General features: G+C 47.7%; 15 protein-coding genes and 3 tRNA genes. 12 read left to right on the top strand and 6 right to left on the bottom strand.

Features of this window, described 5'->3' with window-relative positions; translation table 11 throughout:
• Positions 1–419: 419 nt before the first annotated feature.
• The 3 genes from ACN08Z_RS02950 to ACN08Z_RS02940 all read left to right on the top strand — a co-directional run bounded on the left by ACN08Z_RS02950 (position 420) and on the right by ACN08Z_RS02940 (position 2,624).
• A complete protein-coding gene (locus ACN08Z_RS02950) occupies positions 420–1,196 on the top strand; it encodes a winged helix-turn-helix domain-containing protein (protein ID WP_419103113.1) in 777 nt (258 codons plus the stop codon).
• 87 nt (positions 1,197–1,283) lie between these two features.
• The gene (locus tag ACN08Z_RS02945) at positions 1,284–2,072 is read left to right on the top strand and encodes an alpha/beta fold hydrolase (RefSeq protein WP_419103112.1); all 789 of its coding nucleotides are present in this window, start codon (positions 1,284–1,286) and stop codon (positions 2,070–2,072) included.
• A gap of 21 nt (positions 2,073–2,093) precedes the next feature.
• Entirely contained in the window at positions 2,094–2,624 is a 531-nt protein-coding gene (locus ACN08Z_RS02940; protein WP_419103111.1) for a SixA phosphatase family protein, read from the top strand.
• 63 nt (positions 2,625–2,687) lie between these two features.
• Here the strand turns inward: ACN08Z_RS02940 and ACN08Z_RS02935 are convergent.
• Positions 2,688–2,779 (bottom strand) — tRNA-Ser (locus ACN08Z_RS02935).
• 168 nt (positions 2,780–2,947) lie between these two features.
• Positions 2,948–3,038, bottom strand: a tRNA-Ser gene (locus tag ACN08Z_RS02930).
• A gap of 221 nt (positions 3,039–3,259) precedes the next feature.
• Between ACN08Z_RS02930 and ACN08Z_RS02925 the strand changes: the two genes are divergently transcribed.
• From ACN08Z_RS02925 to ACN08Z_RS02915, 3 genes are all read left to right on the top strand, one after another.
• A complete protein-coding gene (locus ACN08Z_RS02925) occupies positions 3,260–3,778 on the top strand; it encodes a dehydrogenase (protein ID WP_419103110.1) in 519 nt (172 codons plus the stop codon).
• A 49-nt stretch (positions 3,779–3,827) separates the two neighbouring features.
• Positions 3,828–5,078: a chloride channel protein gene (locus ACN08Z_RS02920; RefSeq protein ID WP_419103109.1), complete on the top strand. Its 1,251-nt coding sequence runs from the start codon at positions 3,828–3,830 to the stop codon at positions 5,076–5,078.
• 110 nt (positions 5,079–5,188) lie between these two features.
• Positions 5,189–6,328: an acyltransferase family protein gene (locus tag ACN08Z_RS02915; protein ID WP_419103108.1), complete on the top strand. Its 1,140-nt coding sequence runs from the start codon at positions 5,189–5,191 to the stop codon at positions 6,326–6,328.
• A gap of 88 nt (positions 6,329–6,416) precedes the next feature.
• Here the strand turns inward: ACN08Z_RS02915 and ACN08Z_RS02910 are convergent, their stop codons facing one another.
• Positions 6,417–7,955, bottom strand: coding sequence for an MDR family MFS transporter (locus ACN08Z_RS02910; protein WP_419103107.1), 1,539 nt, complete (start codon positions 7,953–7,955; stop codon positions 6,417–6,419).
• A 244-nt stretch (positions 7,956–8,199) separates the two neighbouring features.
• Here ACN08Z_RS02910 and ACN08Z_RS02905 point away from each other — a divergent pair, with 244 nt between their 5' ends.
• Positions 8,200–9,051 carry an HpcH/HpaI aldolase/citrate lyase family protein gene (locus ACN08Z_RS02905; RefSeq protein WP_419103106.1) on the top strand — a complete coding sequence of 284 codons (852 nt, stop codon included), beginning with the start codon at positions 8,200–8,202 and terminating at the stop codon, positions 9,049–9,051.
• An 8-nt stretch (positions 9,052–9,059) separates the two neighbouring features.
• Here ACN08Z_RS02905 and ACN08Z_RS02900 read toward each other — a convergent pair whose 3' ends face one another.
• Together ACN08Z_RS02900 and ACN08Z_RS02895 are read right to left on the bottom strand one after the other, a co-directional pair.
• A complete protein-coding gene (locus ACN08Z_RS02900) occupies positions 9,060–9,293 on the bottom strand; it encodes a hypothetical protein (RefSeq protein WP_419103105.1) in 234 nt (77 codons plus the stop codon).
• A gap of 238 nt (positions 9,294–9,531) precedes the next feature.
• Positions 9,532–9,603 (bottom strand) — tRNA-Thr (locus ACN08Z_RS02895).
• 161 nt (positions 9,604–9,764) lie between these two features.
• On the opposite strand from ACN08Z_RS02895, the gene ACN08Z_RS02890 reads away from it, so the two are divergent.
• From ACN08Z_RS02890 to ACN08Z_RS02875, 4 genes are all read left to right on the top strand, one after another.
• Positions 9,765–10,451 carry a DsbA family protein gene (locus ACN08Z_RS02890; RefSeq protein ID WP_419103104.1) on the top strand — a complete coding sequence of 229 codons (687 nt, stop codon included), beginning with the start codon at positions 9,765–9,767 and terminating at the stop codon, positions 10,449–10,451.
• Positions 10,452–10,477: 26 nt separating this feature from the next.
• On the top strand, positions 10,478–11,314 hold the full coding sequence (locus ACN08Z_RS02885; RefSeq protein WP_419103103.1) for a nitrilase-related carbon-nitrogen hydrolase: 837 nt from the start codon (positions 10,478–10,480) through the stop codon (positions 11,312–11,314).
• Between the two features lie 90 nt (positions 11,315–11,404).
• Positions 11,405–12,343: a cation diffusion facilitator family transporter gene (locus tag ACN08Z_RS02880; RefSeq protein WP_419103102.1), complete on the top strand. Its 939-nt coding sequence runs from the start codon at positions 11,405–11,407 to the stop codon at positions 12,341–12,343.
• Between the two features lie 9 nt (positions 12,344–12,352).
• Complete coding sequence (locus ACN08Z_RS02875; protein WP_419103101.1) at positions 12,353–13,144, top strand: spermidine synthase; 792 nt, start codon at positions 12,353–12,355, stop codon at positions 13,142–13,144.
• Here the strand turns inward: ACN08Z_RS02875 and ACN08Z_RS02870 are convergent.
• Positions 13,139–14,062 (bottom strand): EamA family transporter, encoded by a 924-nt coding sequence (locus ACN08Z_RS02870; protein ID WP_419103100.1) that lies wholly within the window; start codon positions 14,060–14,062, stop codon positions 13,139–13,141. The two genes, ACN08Z_RS02875 and ACN08Z_RS02870, sit on opposite strands and share 6 nt — an antisense overlap.
• A gap of 256 nt (positions 14,063–14,318) precedes the next feature.
• Here ACN08Z_RS02870 and ACN08Z_RS02865 point away from each other — a divergent pair, with 256 nt between their 5' ends.
• Positions 14,319–15,119, top strand: a complete 801-nt coding sequence (locus tag ACN08Z_RS02865) for a di- and tripeptidase (protein ID WP_419103099.1) — start codon at positions 14,319–14,321, stop codon at positions 15,117–15,119.
• Positions 15,120–15,301 lie beyond the last annotated feature (182 nt).

Raw genomic sequence — 15,301 nt, 5'->3', positions numbered from 1 at the left:
TGGTTTAGGCTGGGTGAGTTTGGGACTGGTTCTTGGTCTTGGTGCTAGTAGGGATGAAAAAGGAGAAAAGTTGAGGTTAGTCTTGACAAATCGCTAGTGCTACATGGTGTTGTTGGTTGGTGTATATCGGACAAAAGTGTATGCCTTGAAAGTACAGGTTGTTTATGTATAAAAAATAATAGTTACGTATTTTTATGTACCAAAATATGAGAAAAAGAGAACCTGTATAGACAGCATTTTTTGAGATAATTCCCTCAACTGTCCAAAAAACAGAGGAATGTTACTTGATTTATCGACGAAATCATACAACGATAAAACGGTAAAGCGATCAAGAGCTTCATGTGTGGAAAAGCAGAAGATCCTGCACAAACCACCCAGATATACGCTCTTATCCCACCACAAGAAGACAGGTAAGAAGAATGTCCGGAGCACCTGGATACGTCCACATCTCTCAGCGGAACAGAGTATCAACTCAACGCACTGCGTCGAACCTATCTCAGGGACGTCACATGCCCAAACACCCCGCTAGCCTGCGTCCTATGACAACACATCATATTGACACCCCACCCGCAAAACTCAACCACCCCGAGAGTGAAGCACGTGGCTTTGTCATCTATGTCGGGCTCTCTGAAGAAACAGCAGCATCAAACGGGACATCACTTGTGCGTATCGTACAAGAACTACGCGACTATACCCGCGGTATCGTCCCAGAAGCTGACTCCTACGCGGCCGTCGCGCTAGCTCCATCCGGAGCAGAAGGAACAGACCTTGAAGTCGTGCGCAACGCCCTAGGTGACCCCACCGCTGTACACCACCAGCCCGAGCCTTTCTCATCTACACAATACTCATCCCAAGAACACAAACCTGCTCACTCCGTTGGTGTTCTTATCGACCTATCGCGTCGAGAAGTCTTTCTAGACGGTGAAGTCCTTAACCTCACCTACAAAGAATTTGAACTCTTGAACTACCTCGTTGAAAACGGTGCACGCACCGTCGGACGCGAAGAACTCCTCGCAAGCCTATGGCGAGATGCCGAGGAAACACCTAATGAACGAACCATTGACGTCCATATTCGTCGCCTACGTTCAAAATTGGGACGTCTTGCCAACACCGTACGTACGGTACGAGGGCAAGGGTACAGATTCTACGAGCACCCCGAAGTCGTTGTATGGGCAGCTCCCGAATACTCCATCTAAAAGCTAACGCATAGCAATAAACCCGTGTAGGCGTCTAGAAAATAGGCGCCTATACGGGTTTAAAGAGAAACACGAAAAACAAAAACTATGGCTGACACACCAACTCTTTCAATAACGTCTCTAGGAACAGGCCCAAAAACTATTGTCTTTCTGCATGGACTCATGGGACGTGGCAAAAATTTCACCGCAATTGCAAAGAACCTCGAACAAGACTTTACAATTCTGCTCATCGACCTTCCCAACCACGGAAACTCTCCATGGACAGAATCCTTTGACTATAACAACATGGCAGATAGCGTCGCACAAGCTATCTGCGCATACCACGGCGAACCCGCCCCCGTTGTTGATGTCGTTGGACATTCCATGGGAGGAAAGGTCGCAATGCTCTTAGCGTTAAGACATCCAGAACTCGTGCGAAAGCTCGTAGTCTTAGATATCGCCCCTTCAGTATCTACCGGAAACTTTACCCATCTGCTGGGCTCTCTTCTGAAACTTCCTATCGAGGAATTCTCGACGAGAGCCGAAGCCCATAGAATGCTAACACCAGCAGTGCCAGACTCTAGCGTGCGAGGATTCTTACTTCAAAACCTCATTCGCACAGAAGAAGGATTCTCTTGGCAACCGAACTTACAAATGCTCTTTGAAAACCTGCCGAAAATTATGGGATGGCAAAACCCCAACCTTTCCTTCAACCGACCGGTGCTATGGATTGCAGGAGGGCGCTCCCCATATGTCACGTCAAAAGATACCCCTGTTATGAGGAGCCTCTTCCCACGCGTGCAAAAAGTTGTGTTTAAAAATGCTGGACACTGGGTGCACGCAGACCAGCCGGAAGAGACCGTGTACGCCCTCAAAAAGTTTCTAGCTCAAAGCTAGAGACCGGCTAAGATGGTGCTTATGGCTGAAGAACTTTCACAAAGACCAGATGACACACGAACCTTGATTATCATGCGTCATGCTGAAGCTGACTGGGGCATGGACGATTTCAACCGCCCCCTCACCTCTCGCGGGCACCTTCAAGCCCGAACCGCGGGCGAATGGCTGCACCATACAGGAACTCTTCCCGAAATGATCGTTTCTTCTGCTGCGTTGCGCACTCGGCAGACAACAACATGGGTATGTGAAGCTCTCGGAGAAAAAGCCCCAACAGCCTCCCTCGACGAGAGGCTCTATAACGCTCCAGCTCGTATGCTACGTCAGTGCATTGAGAATACCCCCGATTCTGTTCGCTCAATGATGTTAGTTGCTCACTTGCCAGGCGTACAAGATGCAGCAATGGATTTAATGAGCTCAACATCTGACTACGAATCACTCATGGATATTTCTTATGGTTTTCCGCCCTCTTCGATTGCGGTCTTTGAGGTGGAGACTTCTTGGTCTGAACTATTAGATCACGATGCGCGACTAGTTTCTTTTAGAACTTTCTAAGTTTTGAGGAGAACATAAAAATCCCTGGGCACTTTTACCTGAAAGCGCCCAGGGATTTTTATGTGGCGGAGACGGGGGGATTTGAACCCCCGGTCGAGTTTAACCCCGACCCTTCATTAGCAGTGAAGTCCATTCGGCCGCTCTGGCACGTCTCCAACACCGTATCGTGTTTAGCCCGTCAACATCTGACTCAACCGCAATACAGCATTCACCATACTAGCTGTTTTGTGGGGTGTGGTCAAATAATTCTGTTGTCAGAGTCAGCCGTTCTTTAACCCAAAAGAAAAACCGCGTCTCTCACTCATGAGAAACACGGTTTTACGTGGCGGATGGTAAGGGATTTGAACCCTTGAGACGGGGTTACCGCCTACTGGTTTTCAAGACCAGCTCCTTCGGCCGCTCGGACAACCATCCGTAGAAGAATCTACCAGAGAACTCATGAGAATACAAAACAGTGCGGCGACAATGTGTCAGAAAACATAAAATATTAGATGAATAATAAATACACCTTCGTCAAAACCTGCCCCTCTCTAGGTGATTTTTCAATTTTCTTAACGTAGTGTTGCGTTTGACATAGTGTCAGCAAATTAATTTAGGGTAACCTAAGAAAAGGAAGTAGATGAAAGGGGGAGAACGTGAGCCTCAAAGACTTCTTACAAGGACGCCGTAACGACGCAGAACTCGGCCAAGGAATCTGGAGACGCGCACACGACCGCTTCAACCGTGGAATCGACAGATTCCACCAAATCCTCGAAAAACTACCAGACGACGGAACCCTCGAACTCGTCGTTCCAGAAGCAAACGCCCTCGCAGACCTACTACCACGCGTACGAATAATCGCAGCCCGCGCCCAACAACTAGCGCCCAGCAACAGCACCGACATCCCCGCATCACCCAGTGGCATCTACTCAGAACTTCACCGGTGCCTCTCACGAGCCGGAAACTCCGTCGCACTATGCGCAGAGGCCCTTGCCATGGTGCGTTGCGCCGGAAGCTGCGAATTCCAATGTAGCCGACAAGAAATCGTCATGCGACGTGTAGAAACAGTGCGAGAACACATTGAACGTGCAGAAGAACTCCTGCAACAAGCACACTACGAAACAACACAACGACACAACGAATACGCACAACAAAAAATTAGTGCATCCGCCTAAACACTGCCAGTGCTCATCAAAGACCCCATAAACGTCTAAACTAAAAACGATGAGCAACACCCCACAACACCCCACCAACCCACGGCGCAAATACATACTCCTCACCCTCGCCGCCCTCACCGTTGCTCTTAGCGCCGGAATCATCGGCGTGCTCCTGACCGAATTCCTCCACCTCATCGAAAACCTCATCAGCAAAACTCAACAGGTGCCCCACCTAACACCTATTATGATGGCAACCGCCGGCGCCATCAGCGGAATCTGCTGGTGGAAACTACGCCAAAAAAACCTACCTAGCACCCAAGACATCATCACCACACGCGCGCAACACTACCCCTTCACCAGAACAACCATTGACGCCTTCACACAAGTATTCCTCGTCGGCGCAGGCGCATCCATCGGCAGAGAAGCCGCCCCTCGACAACTTGCAGCAACCATCGCCCACCGTCTCTACCACCCACAACACTTCACCCCAGAAGAACGCAACTTTCTCACTGCCGCCGCCTGCGGTGCAGCACTCGGGGCAGTCTACAACACCCCATACGCTGGAGCCGCTTACACCATCAGCATCGTTTCCCCCACCAAAAAATGGAGCAAAATCCTCGCCGCTCTAACGATTAGTTACCTTGCACTCCTCATCCCTAGAGCCATCTACGGTGCCGCACCCTACTACCAACTACCAACATACAAACTCGAATATTCCAGCTGGATATGGGTGATTGGAGCCATCCTTATCGGCGCAATACTTGGCACAACCTTTCGTATCATTAGCCAAAACATCATCCAAAAAATACGCAAAGAACGCCCCCGCCACTGGTGGAAACTACCTGCACAACTATGCTCACTCATGCTCCTCACCGCAGTCATCGCCACCTACCAGCCAAATATTCTAGGAAACGGTGTCCTCATCATTGAACAAGGACTCCACCACAACATCACCCTCAGCAGTTTCCTCATCCTCGCCATCACCAAACCACTACTCACACTTCTGAGCCTACGAGCTGGTGCCGCTGGAGGAACTCTCACACCCGCGTTAGCTACTGGCGCAAGCATCGGTGCCTATATCGCGCTCGCATCCAGAACACCCGAACAACTACCGGTCTTCATGATCATTGGAGCAGCAGCATTATTATCTGCTAGCGAGGCCTCCGCACTTTTTGGGGCACTATTTACCATAGAACTCACCCACGCACCGATAGAGTTATGGGCGCCGCTCCTCATGTGCTCTATCGGCGCTGAATACCTCGGAAAAATACTCAACCGGCACATACAACACAACACGTGGCTCAACCCGCCACATTAGTAGCCATTAATGTGGCTACAGAGTAGAGAAGAAAAACCTCTGAGCTGTGGTTTCATGGATACGGTACGACAAATAACACCGCCTTCATCGACCCAAACTTAAAGGAAACAATGAACCGCTACGCCCACATCGACGCTATGAGAGCTTTTGCCGTCCTACTCGTCGTATTCTCCCATGCAGGCCTAAGCTTTGTACCCGGCGGTTCTGGGGTTACCATTTTCTTCGTCATCTCTGGCTTCATCATCACATTCTTACTTCTGAGAGAGCGAGAACAAACCGGAGGATTTGACGTCAACGGATTCTACATGCGACGTCTCATCAAAATTTTCCCACCTATGCTCCTAGCGTTAATTATCCCCACGCTGATTTATATGAGCCTTGGCGGAAAAATCGATATTATCGACTTCCTCGGACAAATATTCTTCTTCTTCAACTGGCGTTACCTAGACTCACAGGTAACAGTTCTACCCGGTTCTGTTGTGACCTGGAGCCTATCTATTGAAGAACAGTTCTACCTTGTCTTTGCACTCATCTGGCTCTTCGCCGTGAAAAGCAAACACTATAAAAAAATTGTGGCAGGCATTGCCTCAACCGCTATCGTCTACTCCATCTGCTCCCGCATATATTTAAGCCTTCACCACGCCACCGGTGACCGTATCTACTTTGGTACAGGAACTCGAGTTGAGGCCATCGCACTAGGAACGCTAGTTGCACTATGGTTCTTTACCTACCGCAATACTCCAGCAGTTCAAGGTCGCCCTGTTGTTGGCACTCGATTCCGAAATACGCGAAGAATCCGTGACGGTAGAACTGTTCCTCTCATGGGGCGTAACACAATCGTGATTCTTGCTGTGCTTCTATATCTTGTGTCTCTGCTCATTCGCGATGAGTTCTTCCGCCAAACAATTCGCTACACCATTCAAGCTATTGCCGCAGCCATGATGATTCTATGGGGGCAAGTTGCGATTCGTGAAAAACTTGGTGATCAGCTCATGCACATCTTACGGTGGAAAGGGCTACAACTCTTAGGGTTAGCAAGCTACAGCATCTACATCTCTCACGACGTTCTTTACCATTTTCTTGAGCCACACCTTGGAATGCTTCCCCGTCCAGTCTTAGTGTTAACACTCGTAGCAAGCGGTCTAACTCTTGGCATCCTGATGTATAGGTGCATTGAAGTTCCCGCGTTACGGTATAAAGATCGGCATTTTGCGTCCGTACACGCAAAAGCTAGACAGCAAAGCTCATAAGAGAAAAATCTACAGCTAAGAATATTTGCCAAGAAAAATGGGCAGAACCTTCCCTTGCGAAGATTCTGCCCATTAACATCTCTAACCTTTATTTTTGTAAAGGTACCTGTCGGATGAAAAAGCTGAGAACAAAGCTCAACAATACCGCTGGTATAGAGAACAAGAAAATAGGAGGCATCGCCGTAGAAAAAGCTTCAGCAATGAGCTGTTGAGCAGTCTCTGGCAAAGACGCCAAAACCTGTGGAGTAAGCGAACTGAGCTGTTGAGCGTTGAGAGACTGCGCTGCCATCTGAACAGAATGTTGTTGTGTAAAGGCCGTGAGATTACCAATAAATAAAGACCCTGAAACAGCAATTCCTAGAGAAGCCCCTAATTGTCGGATAAATGTTGTTGTAGAAGTTCCTGCCCCGATATCACGTGGAGGAACACTATTTTGAACAACCAGCAGAGTATTCTGCAAGGTAAAACCGATACCAACACAAATCACGACCATTAACACCGATAACCACAGGTACGATGTGTGCTGGTCGATAACGCTAAACCCAAGAAGTCCCAGAATAATCAAAGCTGGCCCAGCAACAAGATACAACTTATAGTTTCCTGTAGCAGAAATTAGACGGCCTGAAATAACTGTGGCGGCAACTTGAGCAAAAGTCATAGGAAGAATCATCAGACCAGCAACAGTTGCAGAAACACCCCACACCATTTGGAAAAATGTCGGAAGGTACGCGCCCACGCTCATCATCGCAGCAGAGACACCGACTCCCATGAAAACGCAAACCCACACATTAGGGTCTTTGAGAATACCTAAAGGAATCAATGGTTCTTTAACGCGTAACTCCACCGCAATAAAGAGAGCAACACTGACTACCGCTAAGGCGATGAGAGCCATGATTTGTGGAGACCCCCAAGGGTACACGGTTCCGCCCCAGCTCGACACCAGAATAAGCGATGATGAACCAAGAACCATCAGAATAATACCGAGATAGTCGATACGTGGCGGCGTAGCGTGTTTTGGTGTACCAAGATGCAAAAATTTGAGGATAAAGAACAACGCAAGAGCACCTAATGGAAGATTCACGTAGAAGACCCAACGCCAGCTCAGCGCATCAGTTAGGAAACCACCTAATAGAGGACCGGCAACAGACGCAATACCAAAAGCTGCCCCAATAAGGCCCATATAGCGTCCACGGTCGCGTGGCGCTAACACATCGGCAAGAATAGCTGTTGCACCTGTAAAAATGCCGCCACCACCGATGCCTTGAACAGCGCGGAAAAGAATAAGCTGCCACATAGACCCTGCCACACCACAGAGTACTGAACCGACGAGAAAAACCACTGCCGAAAATAGAAAGAGAGTTTTTCGTCCGTAAAGGTCACCTAACTTACCGTAAATGGGTAAGGTAATGGTCGAAGAAATCATATATGCCGTGATAACCCACGAAATATGCTCTAATCCGTTTAAATCACCAACAATAGTGGGCAATGCGGTAGCAACAATGGTCTGATCTAGCGCAGCTAAAAGAACCGTTAACAACAGTCCAATAAGAATCATGCGTAGCTCACGAGAACCGGGAACAAGCCACGAAGAACTACCGTGTATATCAGGTGATGCAGGTGAAGGCACTAAAACTCCTAAGTATTCAGAGGCCGAGGCTACGACCTATTCACTCTACTCCGAGGTTCTATAAAACACCTTATGATGTAAGGAATCTTAAATGTGATGTTTTAACTATTTTTAGAGGATATGACAAGGGTTATTGATTTTCGATAAAGCTGCTCTCAGACCGTCATAGTTCTAGGAGTCTTGAGGACTATATCTATACACTGGAGATGAACAATATTATCGGCTCATTAGGAGTACAGTTCTCATGCCACATTTTCACCGCAATGAACGTGCTGCATCGTTACCTGCTCGTCTTTCTCGCAGCTGGTTACTTGTTTCGGCAGCTTCTTCTGAAGAATATATTGCGAACGCTCTAGAGTCAGAATCAGATTCCATCCTCATCGACCTTGAAGATGGCACGCCTGAAAATCTCAAAGACGAATCTCGTGAAAAAATTGTTGAACTGCTCAATGGTGAAGTTAGCACTTGGGTCAGAATCAATGGGATGAGAACAGAACATTGGAAAAAAGATGTTCAAACACTCAGCAACGTTAAGGGGTTGCGAGGAGTCATGCTGGCAGAAACCGAGCACCCTGATGAAGTGACTCGAACTGCGATGATGATGCCAGCTGGTACACCGGTTATTGCATTGGTTGAGTCTGCTTTAGGTATGGTGAACGTGGTAGATATTGCGCGCGCACCGGGGACGTTCCGTCTAGCGTTCGGAGTGGGTGATTTTCGTCGAGACACAGGCGTTTCGGATGACCCTATCGCCTTATCATATGCGCGTTCTCAACTTGTTTTAGCGTCGCGTGTTGGTGGTTTGCCTGGGCCTATTGATGGGCCTTCATTAGGTAAACACGGTGGTTCGTTGATGAGTGATTGTGCGGTAACATCGAGTCACGGCATGACTGGAAAATTGTTGCTTGATCCTCAGCAGGCAGAAACTATTAATATTGCGCTTGCTCCCAGTGAAGAAGAAATTCAATGGGCACGCGAAATGTTAGCCGAATCAACAAATGGTGCAGTTCCTAAGGATGGTTCATATCTTCCACGTTTGGCTCGTGCACGTAAAGTCTCTGAACTGGCGAAAACTTACGGATTGTGGCGTAACTAGCGTTTCGATTAGTCTGCAGTGTGCCGGTCGTCTGAGTATCCGAGGAGGTACGCAAAAGAGACGGCTGTAGTAATTGTGAGGATTACTGCGCCTGTAAGAGATGAGTCCGTGGGGAAGAGAGACCGGTAGAAGAACCAGAAACCTGCTGATGGTATGAGTAAGACGATGAGGAGCAGGATAAAACCGCGCGAATAACGGAACCCTGTTCGGTGTCGATCAAATGTGAAATGCTCCCGTTGCATGAGAGAGTTTTCCTCCAAAATGAGAAAATTTTAAAAGCGAGTGTACTAATACAATAACGCTTTATAGTTGCTGTATCTAGAGGTACACAAAGCAAACATATATTTTCTTAGGAAAGCATTAAAGAGTGGTCCAAGAGCCCTGCTAGATACATCTTAATGAACAGTTCAATGAAAAGAGAAAAACCCGTTAACTGAAACAGCGCCTTTACCATGACGATGGCAAAAGCGCTGAATCTTGAGCCCCCAGTCGGATTTGAACCGACGACCTTTTCTTTACGAGGGAAATGCTCTACCCCTGAGCTATGGAGGCCTAGTCCACCCTAAAGCGAACGAAAAACACTGTACCAGAACACCTGTTCTTACGCCAGTTCACAGCAAATATTTTGTGTCTCATGACGGTGCGTGCTCAAGAAACACCAACACACTATGGTTTTCTAGTAATAGCACCATCATAGAATCGGAGAAACAACTATGAACATAAATACCCCTTACACCCGACGTACCCTCCTTGGCGCCAGCACTCTTACTGCTGTAACACTTCTACTGACCGCCTGTGGTTCAGATACCTCTACCGCATCTTACAGCAACACCAAAGCCGTAGATACGGGCGTACGAGACGATAACGGATACCACCTCAACACCGTTCTCAATGACAAACCAACCGTCACACTCTTCACCGACTACCAGTGCCCCTATTGCAAAAAAGCTGACCCCGCCTACCTTGAAGCAGCAGGAGAGCTTGACGGTATCCTCAACGTCACCGTTCAAAACTTTCCACTACCTATGCACCGTTTCGCCATCTCTGCGGCACGCGCAATGATTTGTGCACAAAACCAGAAGAAATATATCCCTTTCTCCGAAAAGGTCTTTTCTGAACAAAAGACGTGGGGCGAATCTGAGAATGAAGAAGCCGCCTACCAAAAATTTGCTGACTACGCCAAAGAACTAGACTTTGACATGGCTCAGTTCAAAACTGACTATTCTGCTACCGGAACAGAAGACATCATCAAAGCGTCCTTTGAACAAGGCAAAAAATTTGGAGTACGCGGAACACCAAGCTTTGTGCTAGATGGAAAAGTCCTTGAAGACGTCAACTCATCAACCAGTGCAGCCGATATGGTCAAAGAATTTAAAAAAGCGGCTGGAATCTCTGAATAACACAGAACCTGATAATAGAACGCACCATGAAAATAGCTTTAGCTCAGATACGTTCAACACCGAACGTCTTTGAAAACCTCACAATAGTTCGAGACTACGCTGAACAAGCTCAACAACAAGGTGCCCAGTTGGTGGTCTTCCCCGAAGCAACAATGTTTCCCTTTGGGGAAGACCTCTACACCCAAACTCATCGTCACTACCACCAATGGGAACAAACTCTAAGCGAATTTGCTCAAGACATCGGTATCCACATTATTGCTGGCGGATTTGCACCTGAACCCTCTGAAGCTCACCGTGTTTACAATCAACTGAGTTGCGCATTTTCCCTAGACAAAATAGACAAGACAGCTGAGTCTGAAAAACTGCAATATTATCGAAAAATACACGTATACGATGCCCTAGGGTACCGTGAATCTGCACATATCATTGCCGGTAAAGAACCAGTTCTCATCACTATCGATGGGGTCTGTCTCGGGTTAAGCACCTGCTATGACGTACGTTTCCCCGAGCTCTACCAGTATTTAGCAGATGCTGGTGCACAGTGTATGGTCATTTCTGCATCATGGGCAGGTGGACCACATAAACGCGAACAATGGCAGACACTGACCAGCGCTCGTGCTCTTGATACCGGCTCATATGTTATTGCTGTAGACCAAGCATTATCACCGACACCGAACTCCGGCATACCTTCCGGCATCGGCTATTCTCGTGCCATAGCACCTTATGGAGAAATCCTTTGTGAACTAGGTGAAGTTTCCGCCTTAGCTATCGTAGATATTGACCTGACACAGGTGGAGCGCACTCGAGAGAGCCTTCCCCTGCTCCAACAACGCCAGCTCAAAACGGTTTCTACAACGGTGTGATATGAGGCCTTTTTCTTCAGCGCATCTGCTCGCCACTTGCCCCAAGTGGTAGCATATTTTTCCTAAGACTATCGGCGGAGAACTATCTTTATGGGCGAACACTCACACCATTCTCATCAGGGACATCAGCACTCTCATTCTTTGACAAACCCTCGTAAACTTTTAGCCGTTGCCGCTATCGCATGGGGTCTTTGTGCCGCTCAGCTTTTTGGTTCTTTTCTCACCGGCTCTTTGGCTCTTCTTTTGGACACCGTACACGTACTAACTGATGCATTAGGTGTGACGGTTGCTCTGATTGCTTCACGGCTTGCTCTACGGCCTTCCACACACCGTCGCACGTGGGGTTGGAAACGTGTTGAAGTTATTTCTGCAATGTTCCAAGCCTCGATTCTGTTGGGGGTTGGCGCCTTCGTCATTGTTGAAGCGGTACACCGGTTTTTCGCTCCAGAACCTATAGCGAGCGCTGAAGTACTAATTTTTGGTGTTATTGGTCTTGTTGGAAACCTCGTGATGATTGCTATTTTGGTTGGTGGTGATCATCAGAACTTTAATATGCGGGCTGCTTTCTTAGAGGTTATTAATGACGCTCTGGGGTCTGTTGCTGTTATTGTGTCGGCGGTGGTAATGAACACAACTAGGTGGTACGGTGCAGATGCTGTTGTTGCCTTATGTATCGGGGTGTTGATTGTTCCTCGAACGCTGTTGCTTCTTCGTGATACGCTTGATGTTCTTTTGGAATCGACTCCTCGTAATCTTAACCTTCAAGAGTTACAAAAACATTTAGAATCTCAAGAGCATGTTGTTGCGGTGCATGATTTGCATGTTTCTCAGATTTCTTCTGATTTACCGGTTTTGACGGCGCATATTATTTTAGAGGACGAATGTTTTACCTCGGGGCATAGTGTTGAAATTTTGCGTCATTTACAGGACTGTGTAGCCGAACATTTTGATGTTAGTATCGAACATTCTACTTTTCAGTTAGAGCCAGAATCTTTTGGTTCTGGCCAACATTATCGAAATCTGCCTTAAGGACTCTTGGTGGCTCATCCTTCTCTTCGCCTGTCAACGTCGGGGCTTATGGCTCGTATTATTCCTGATGAGATGAATCAAGGCTCATATATTTTGTGTCTTGGGTCTGCAGAACAGTCTCACGTTAATATGCTGTCGCCAGAGACTATTTTTTATGAGTATCTTCGTCGTATTGGCAATGTGATTGATGCGCTTGCTGTTGCGGGGGAGCCATTGCGTATTGCCCATTTGGGTGCTGGTGCGTTGACTCTTGTGCGTTATGTTCAAGCGACTCGTCCAGGTTCTATTCAGGTTGCTGTTGATATTGAACGAGAATTGGTTGAATTTGTGACGGCTCATCTTCCATTACCGTTGGGTACACAATGTCAGTCTGTTGTTGCTGATGCTCGTGAGGTATTAGGTGATATACCACGGCTATTAGATAGCCCAGCAGGTGCAGATGCTATGGTGCTTGATATTTTCTCGGGGTGGGATGCTCCTGAACACCTTCGACAGAGGGAATTTTATGAATTAGCTCAACGTGCTTTGAGTGATGATGGGGTTCTTTTAGTTAATGTTGGTGATGATCCTGGTTTGAGTTTCTTTGCTTCTCAAGCTCAACATATGTTAGAGGTCTTTGAGCATGTGTGGTGTTTGTGTGAACGTTCGATGTTGACAGGGAAACAGGCCGGAAACCTGATTTTAGTGGGTAGCCGTCATGTTTTAGATGAGTCGATGAGAACATTTTTAGAGGGTGTAGGGCCTCACCCCGGTGTTGTTTTAGATACGTGGCAGGTTGCTGATTTTGTGAAGAGCCTATGAGGTTTTTCTTCTTTTGCGGAGGGCGACGTTTGCCCCGACAACTTTTGAGCGGGAGCTGATGGTGATGCCGATACTTGCGATGACAAGCAAAATAATTGCGGCCCAACGGTAAAGTCCCGTATGTTGTGCAAGTAGTATCCAGCCGGCGATAGCGGCAATAGCTGGTTCTAGACTGAGCAGGATGCTAAAAGTGTTTTGGGGTATTCTGCGAAGAGCTGCAAACTCAAAGGTTGCTGGGACTAGTGACGAGAATAGTGCGGTTGCTAAAGCAAAGAGTAGAAGTTTGATATCGCTAAAGACGATGGTGGCACCGGCTGCCCCTAACGGTAATAATGTGAGTGCTGCGATAAAGAGCCCTACAGCTAGGCCTGAAGCCCCTTGGATGACGGAACCTAAACGGGTGCTCGTGATAACGTAGGCTGCCCAGAAACCACCGGCTATTAGAGCATAAAGAACACCTAATAGGTCGATATTTGAAGAGTCGTTGAGGGCGTCTACCCCGAGGATGATGAGGCCTATTGCGGCAAGGAGCGCCCACAGGAAATCGATGAGTCGTCGGGAGAGGGTGATAGCTAAGATGAGCGGACCCACAAATTCAATTGCGACAGCTAATCCGAGGGGAATGCGGGCTATTGCCTGATAGAAGAACCCGTTCATGAGCCCTAATGAGATGCCAAAGAGGATGGTAGCTTTCCACTGTTGTGTGTTCCATACTCTGAGGTTGGGGCGTATAAAGGCTAAAACGATGAGTGAGGCGAAGCCTAGACGCAAGAGGCTAACACCCCATGCTCCGATGTGGGGGAAGAGGTGAACGGCGAAGGCTGAGCCGAATTGTAGTGAGAAGCAGGAACCTAAGACGAGCCATACTCCAACGGTGTGTGCAGAGGGGCGTATCGTACGTAGCGGTAATGTAGACAAATTTACTTTCTTTTCGGCAGGTGGTAGTTGGGGAGGTCGTTGTTGCGGTTATGGGGTGTAACAGCAGAATAGTTATTTTAGCGTTAAGTTTTCGGTTCAGAAGAACCTTGTAATTACAAAAAATATATGGGCTGACAGGGTGTTTATGCGGTTTTTGAGCAGAATAAAACCTTCTGGGGTGTCGTTCAGATGACTGCTAGGGTCTAATAGGCGTTTTTAAGCTGAAAAATAGTAGCTAAGGTGGTTTACTAAAAACATGTTTGATTCTATGAAGAACCCTTTTGATACTGACGGTAAACCAAAACCGGCGTTGACGAAAAGTCTTGATACTATTTTGAGGATTCAACGTCCTTTAGTGGTGTCGATGGTGATGCGAATTCGTGAACGTCATCCTGAAGAGTCACCGGCTCAGATTGCAAAACGCCTGGAGACTATTTATCTACGCGATATTACTATTGGTGGTGGTGCTGTAGGTGCTTCAGCTTTTATTCCCGGTGTGGGAACTGCAACCTCCGTGGGGCTATCAGCTCTAGCGGTAGGAGGCTATCTTGAACGTACCGCCTTGTACGTACAGGCATTAGCGGAACTTCACGGCGTACATGTTGAAAACCCTGAAGCTGCACGCGCTATGGTCATGGGCATCATGCTAGGTGATGATGGCGCTGTTCTCATGAGTACTTTGATGTCGCAAACCGGTAAAGCCGCCGGTATCTCTAATAAGTGGGGGCTCATGATGGGTAAAGAATCTACTAAGTTCTTCAGCGTAGAACGCACTATCCGCAATATGTTTGTGAAACGGTTCTTGACCCGTCAATCAGGTGCTCTTTTGGGGCGCGCCTTACCTTTTGGTATTGGTGCTGTTGTTGGCGGCGGAGCTAACTTGGCGTTAGGACGTAAAGTTGTTGAAGCCGCTCATGAAGCGTTTGGTGAGGCTCCACCGATGTTCCCTGCTTCGCTCTCTTTTGCAGAGCGAGCACCACGTTTTGAAGATTCTGTTCAGGCTCAACAACAGGCGCAGAAAGATTCTTCAATCATTCAGGGAGAAATTGCAGAATAATTCTCGGGTAGGTCGTATCGCTTCATAGATATAGCTGAGGGTTGCACACCTCATAACGAGGTGTGCAACCCTCAGCCGTTGATACCACTATTTTTAGTTGCTACGGTTCATAAACTGTACGAGATCGGGCGCAATACCTGTGTACAGTGCGGGGGTGAGCTGGGATAGGCGTTTCTGGGCCT

Origin of the sequence: Rothia sp. P7181, assembly GCF_048513015.1 — a bacterium.
In the GTDB taxonomy this organism is placed as follows: domain Bacteria; phylum Actinomycetota; class Actinomycetes; order Actinomycetales; family Micrococcaceae; genus Rothia.
The sequence above is the reverse complement of the archived record's forward strand: the minus strand, read 5'-3'. Positions and strand labels throughout refer to the sequence as shown.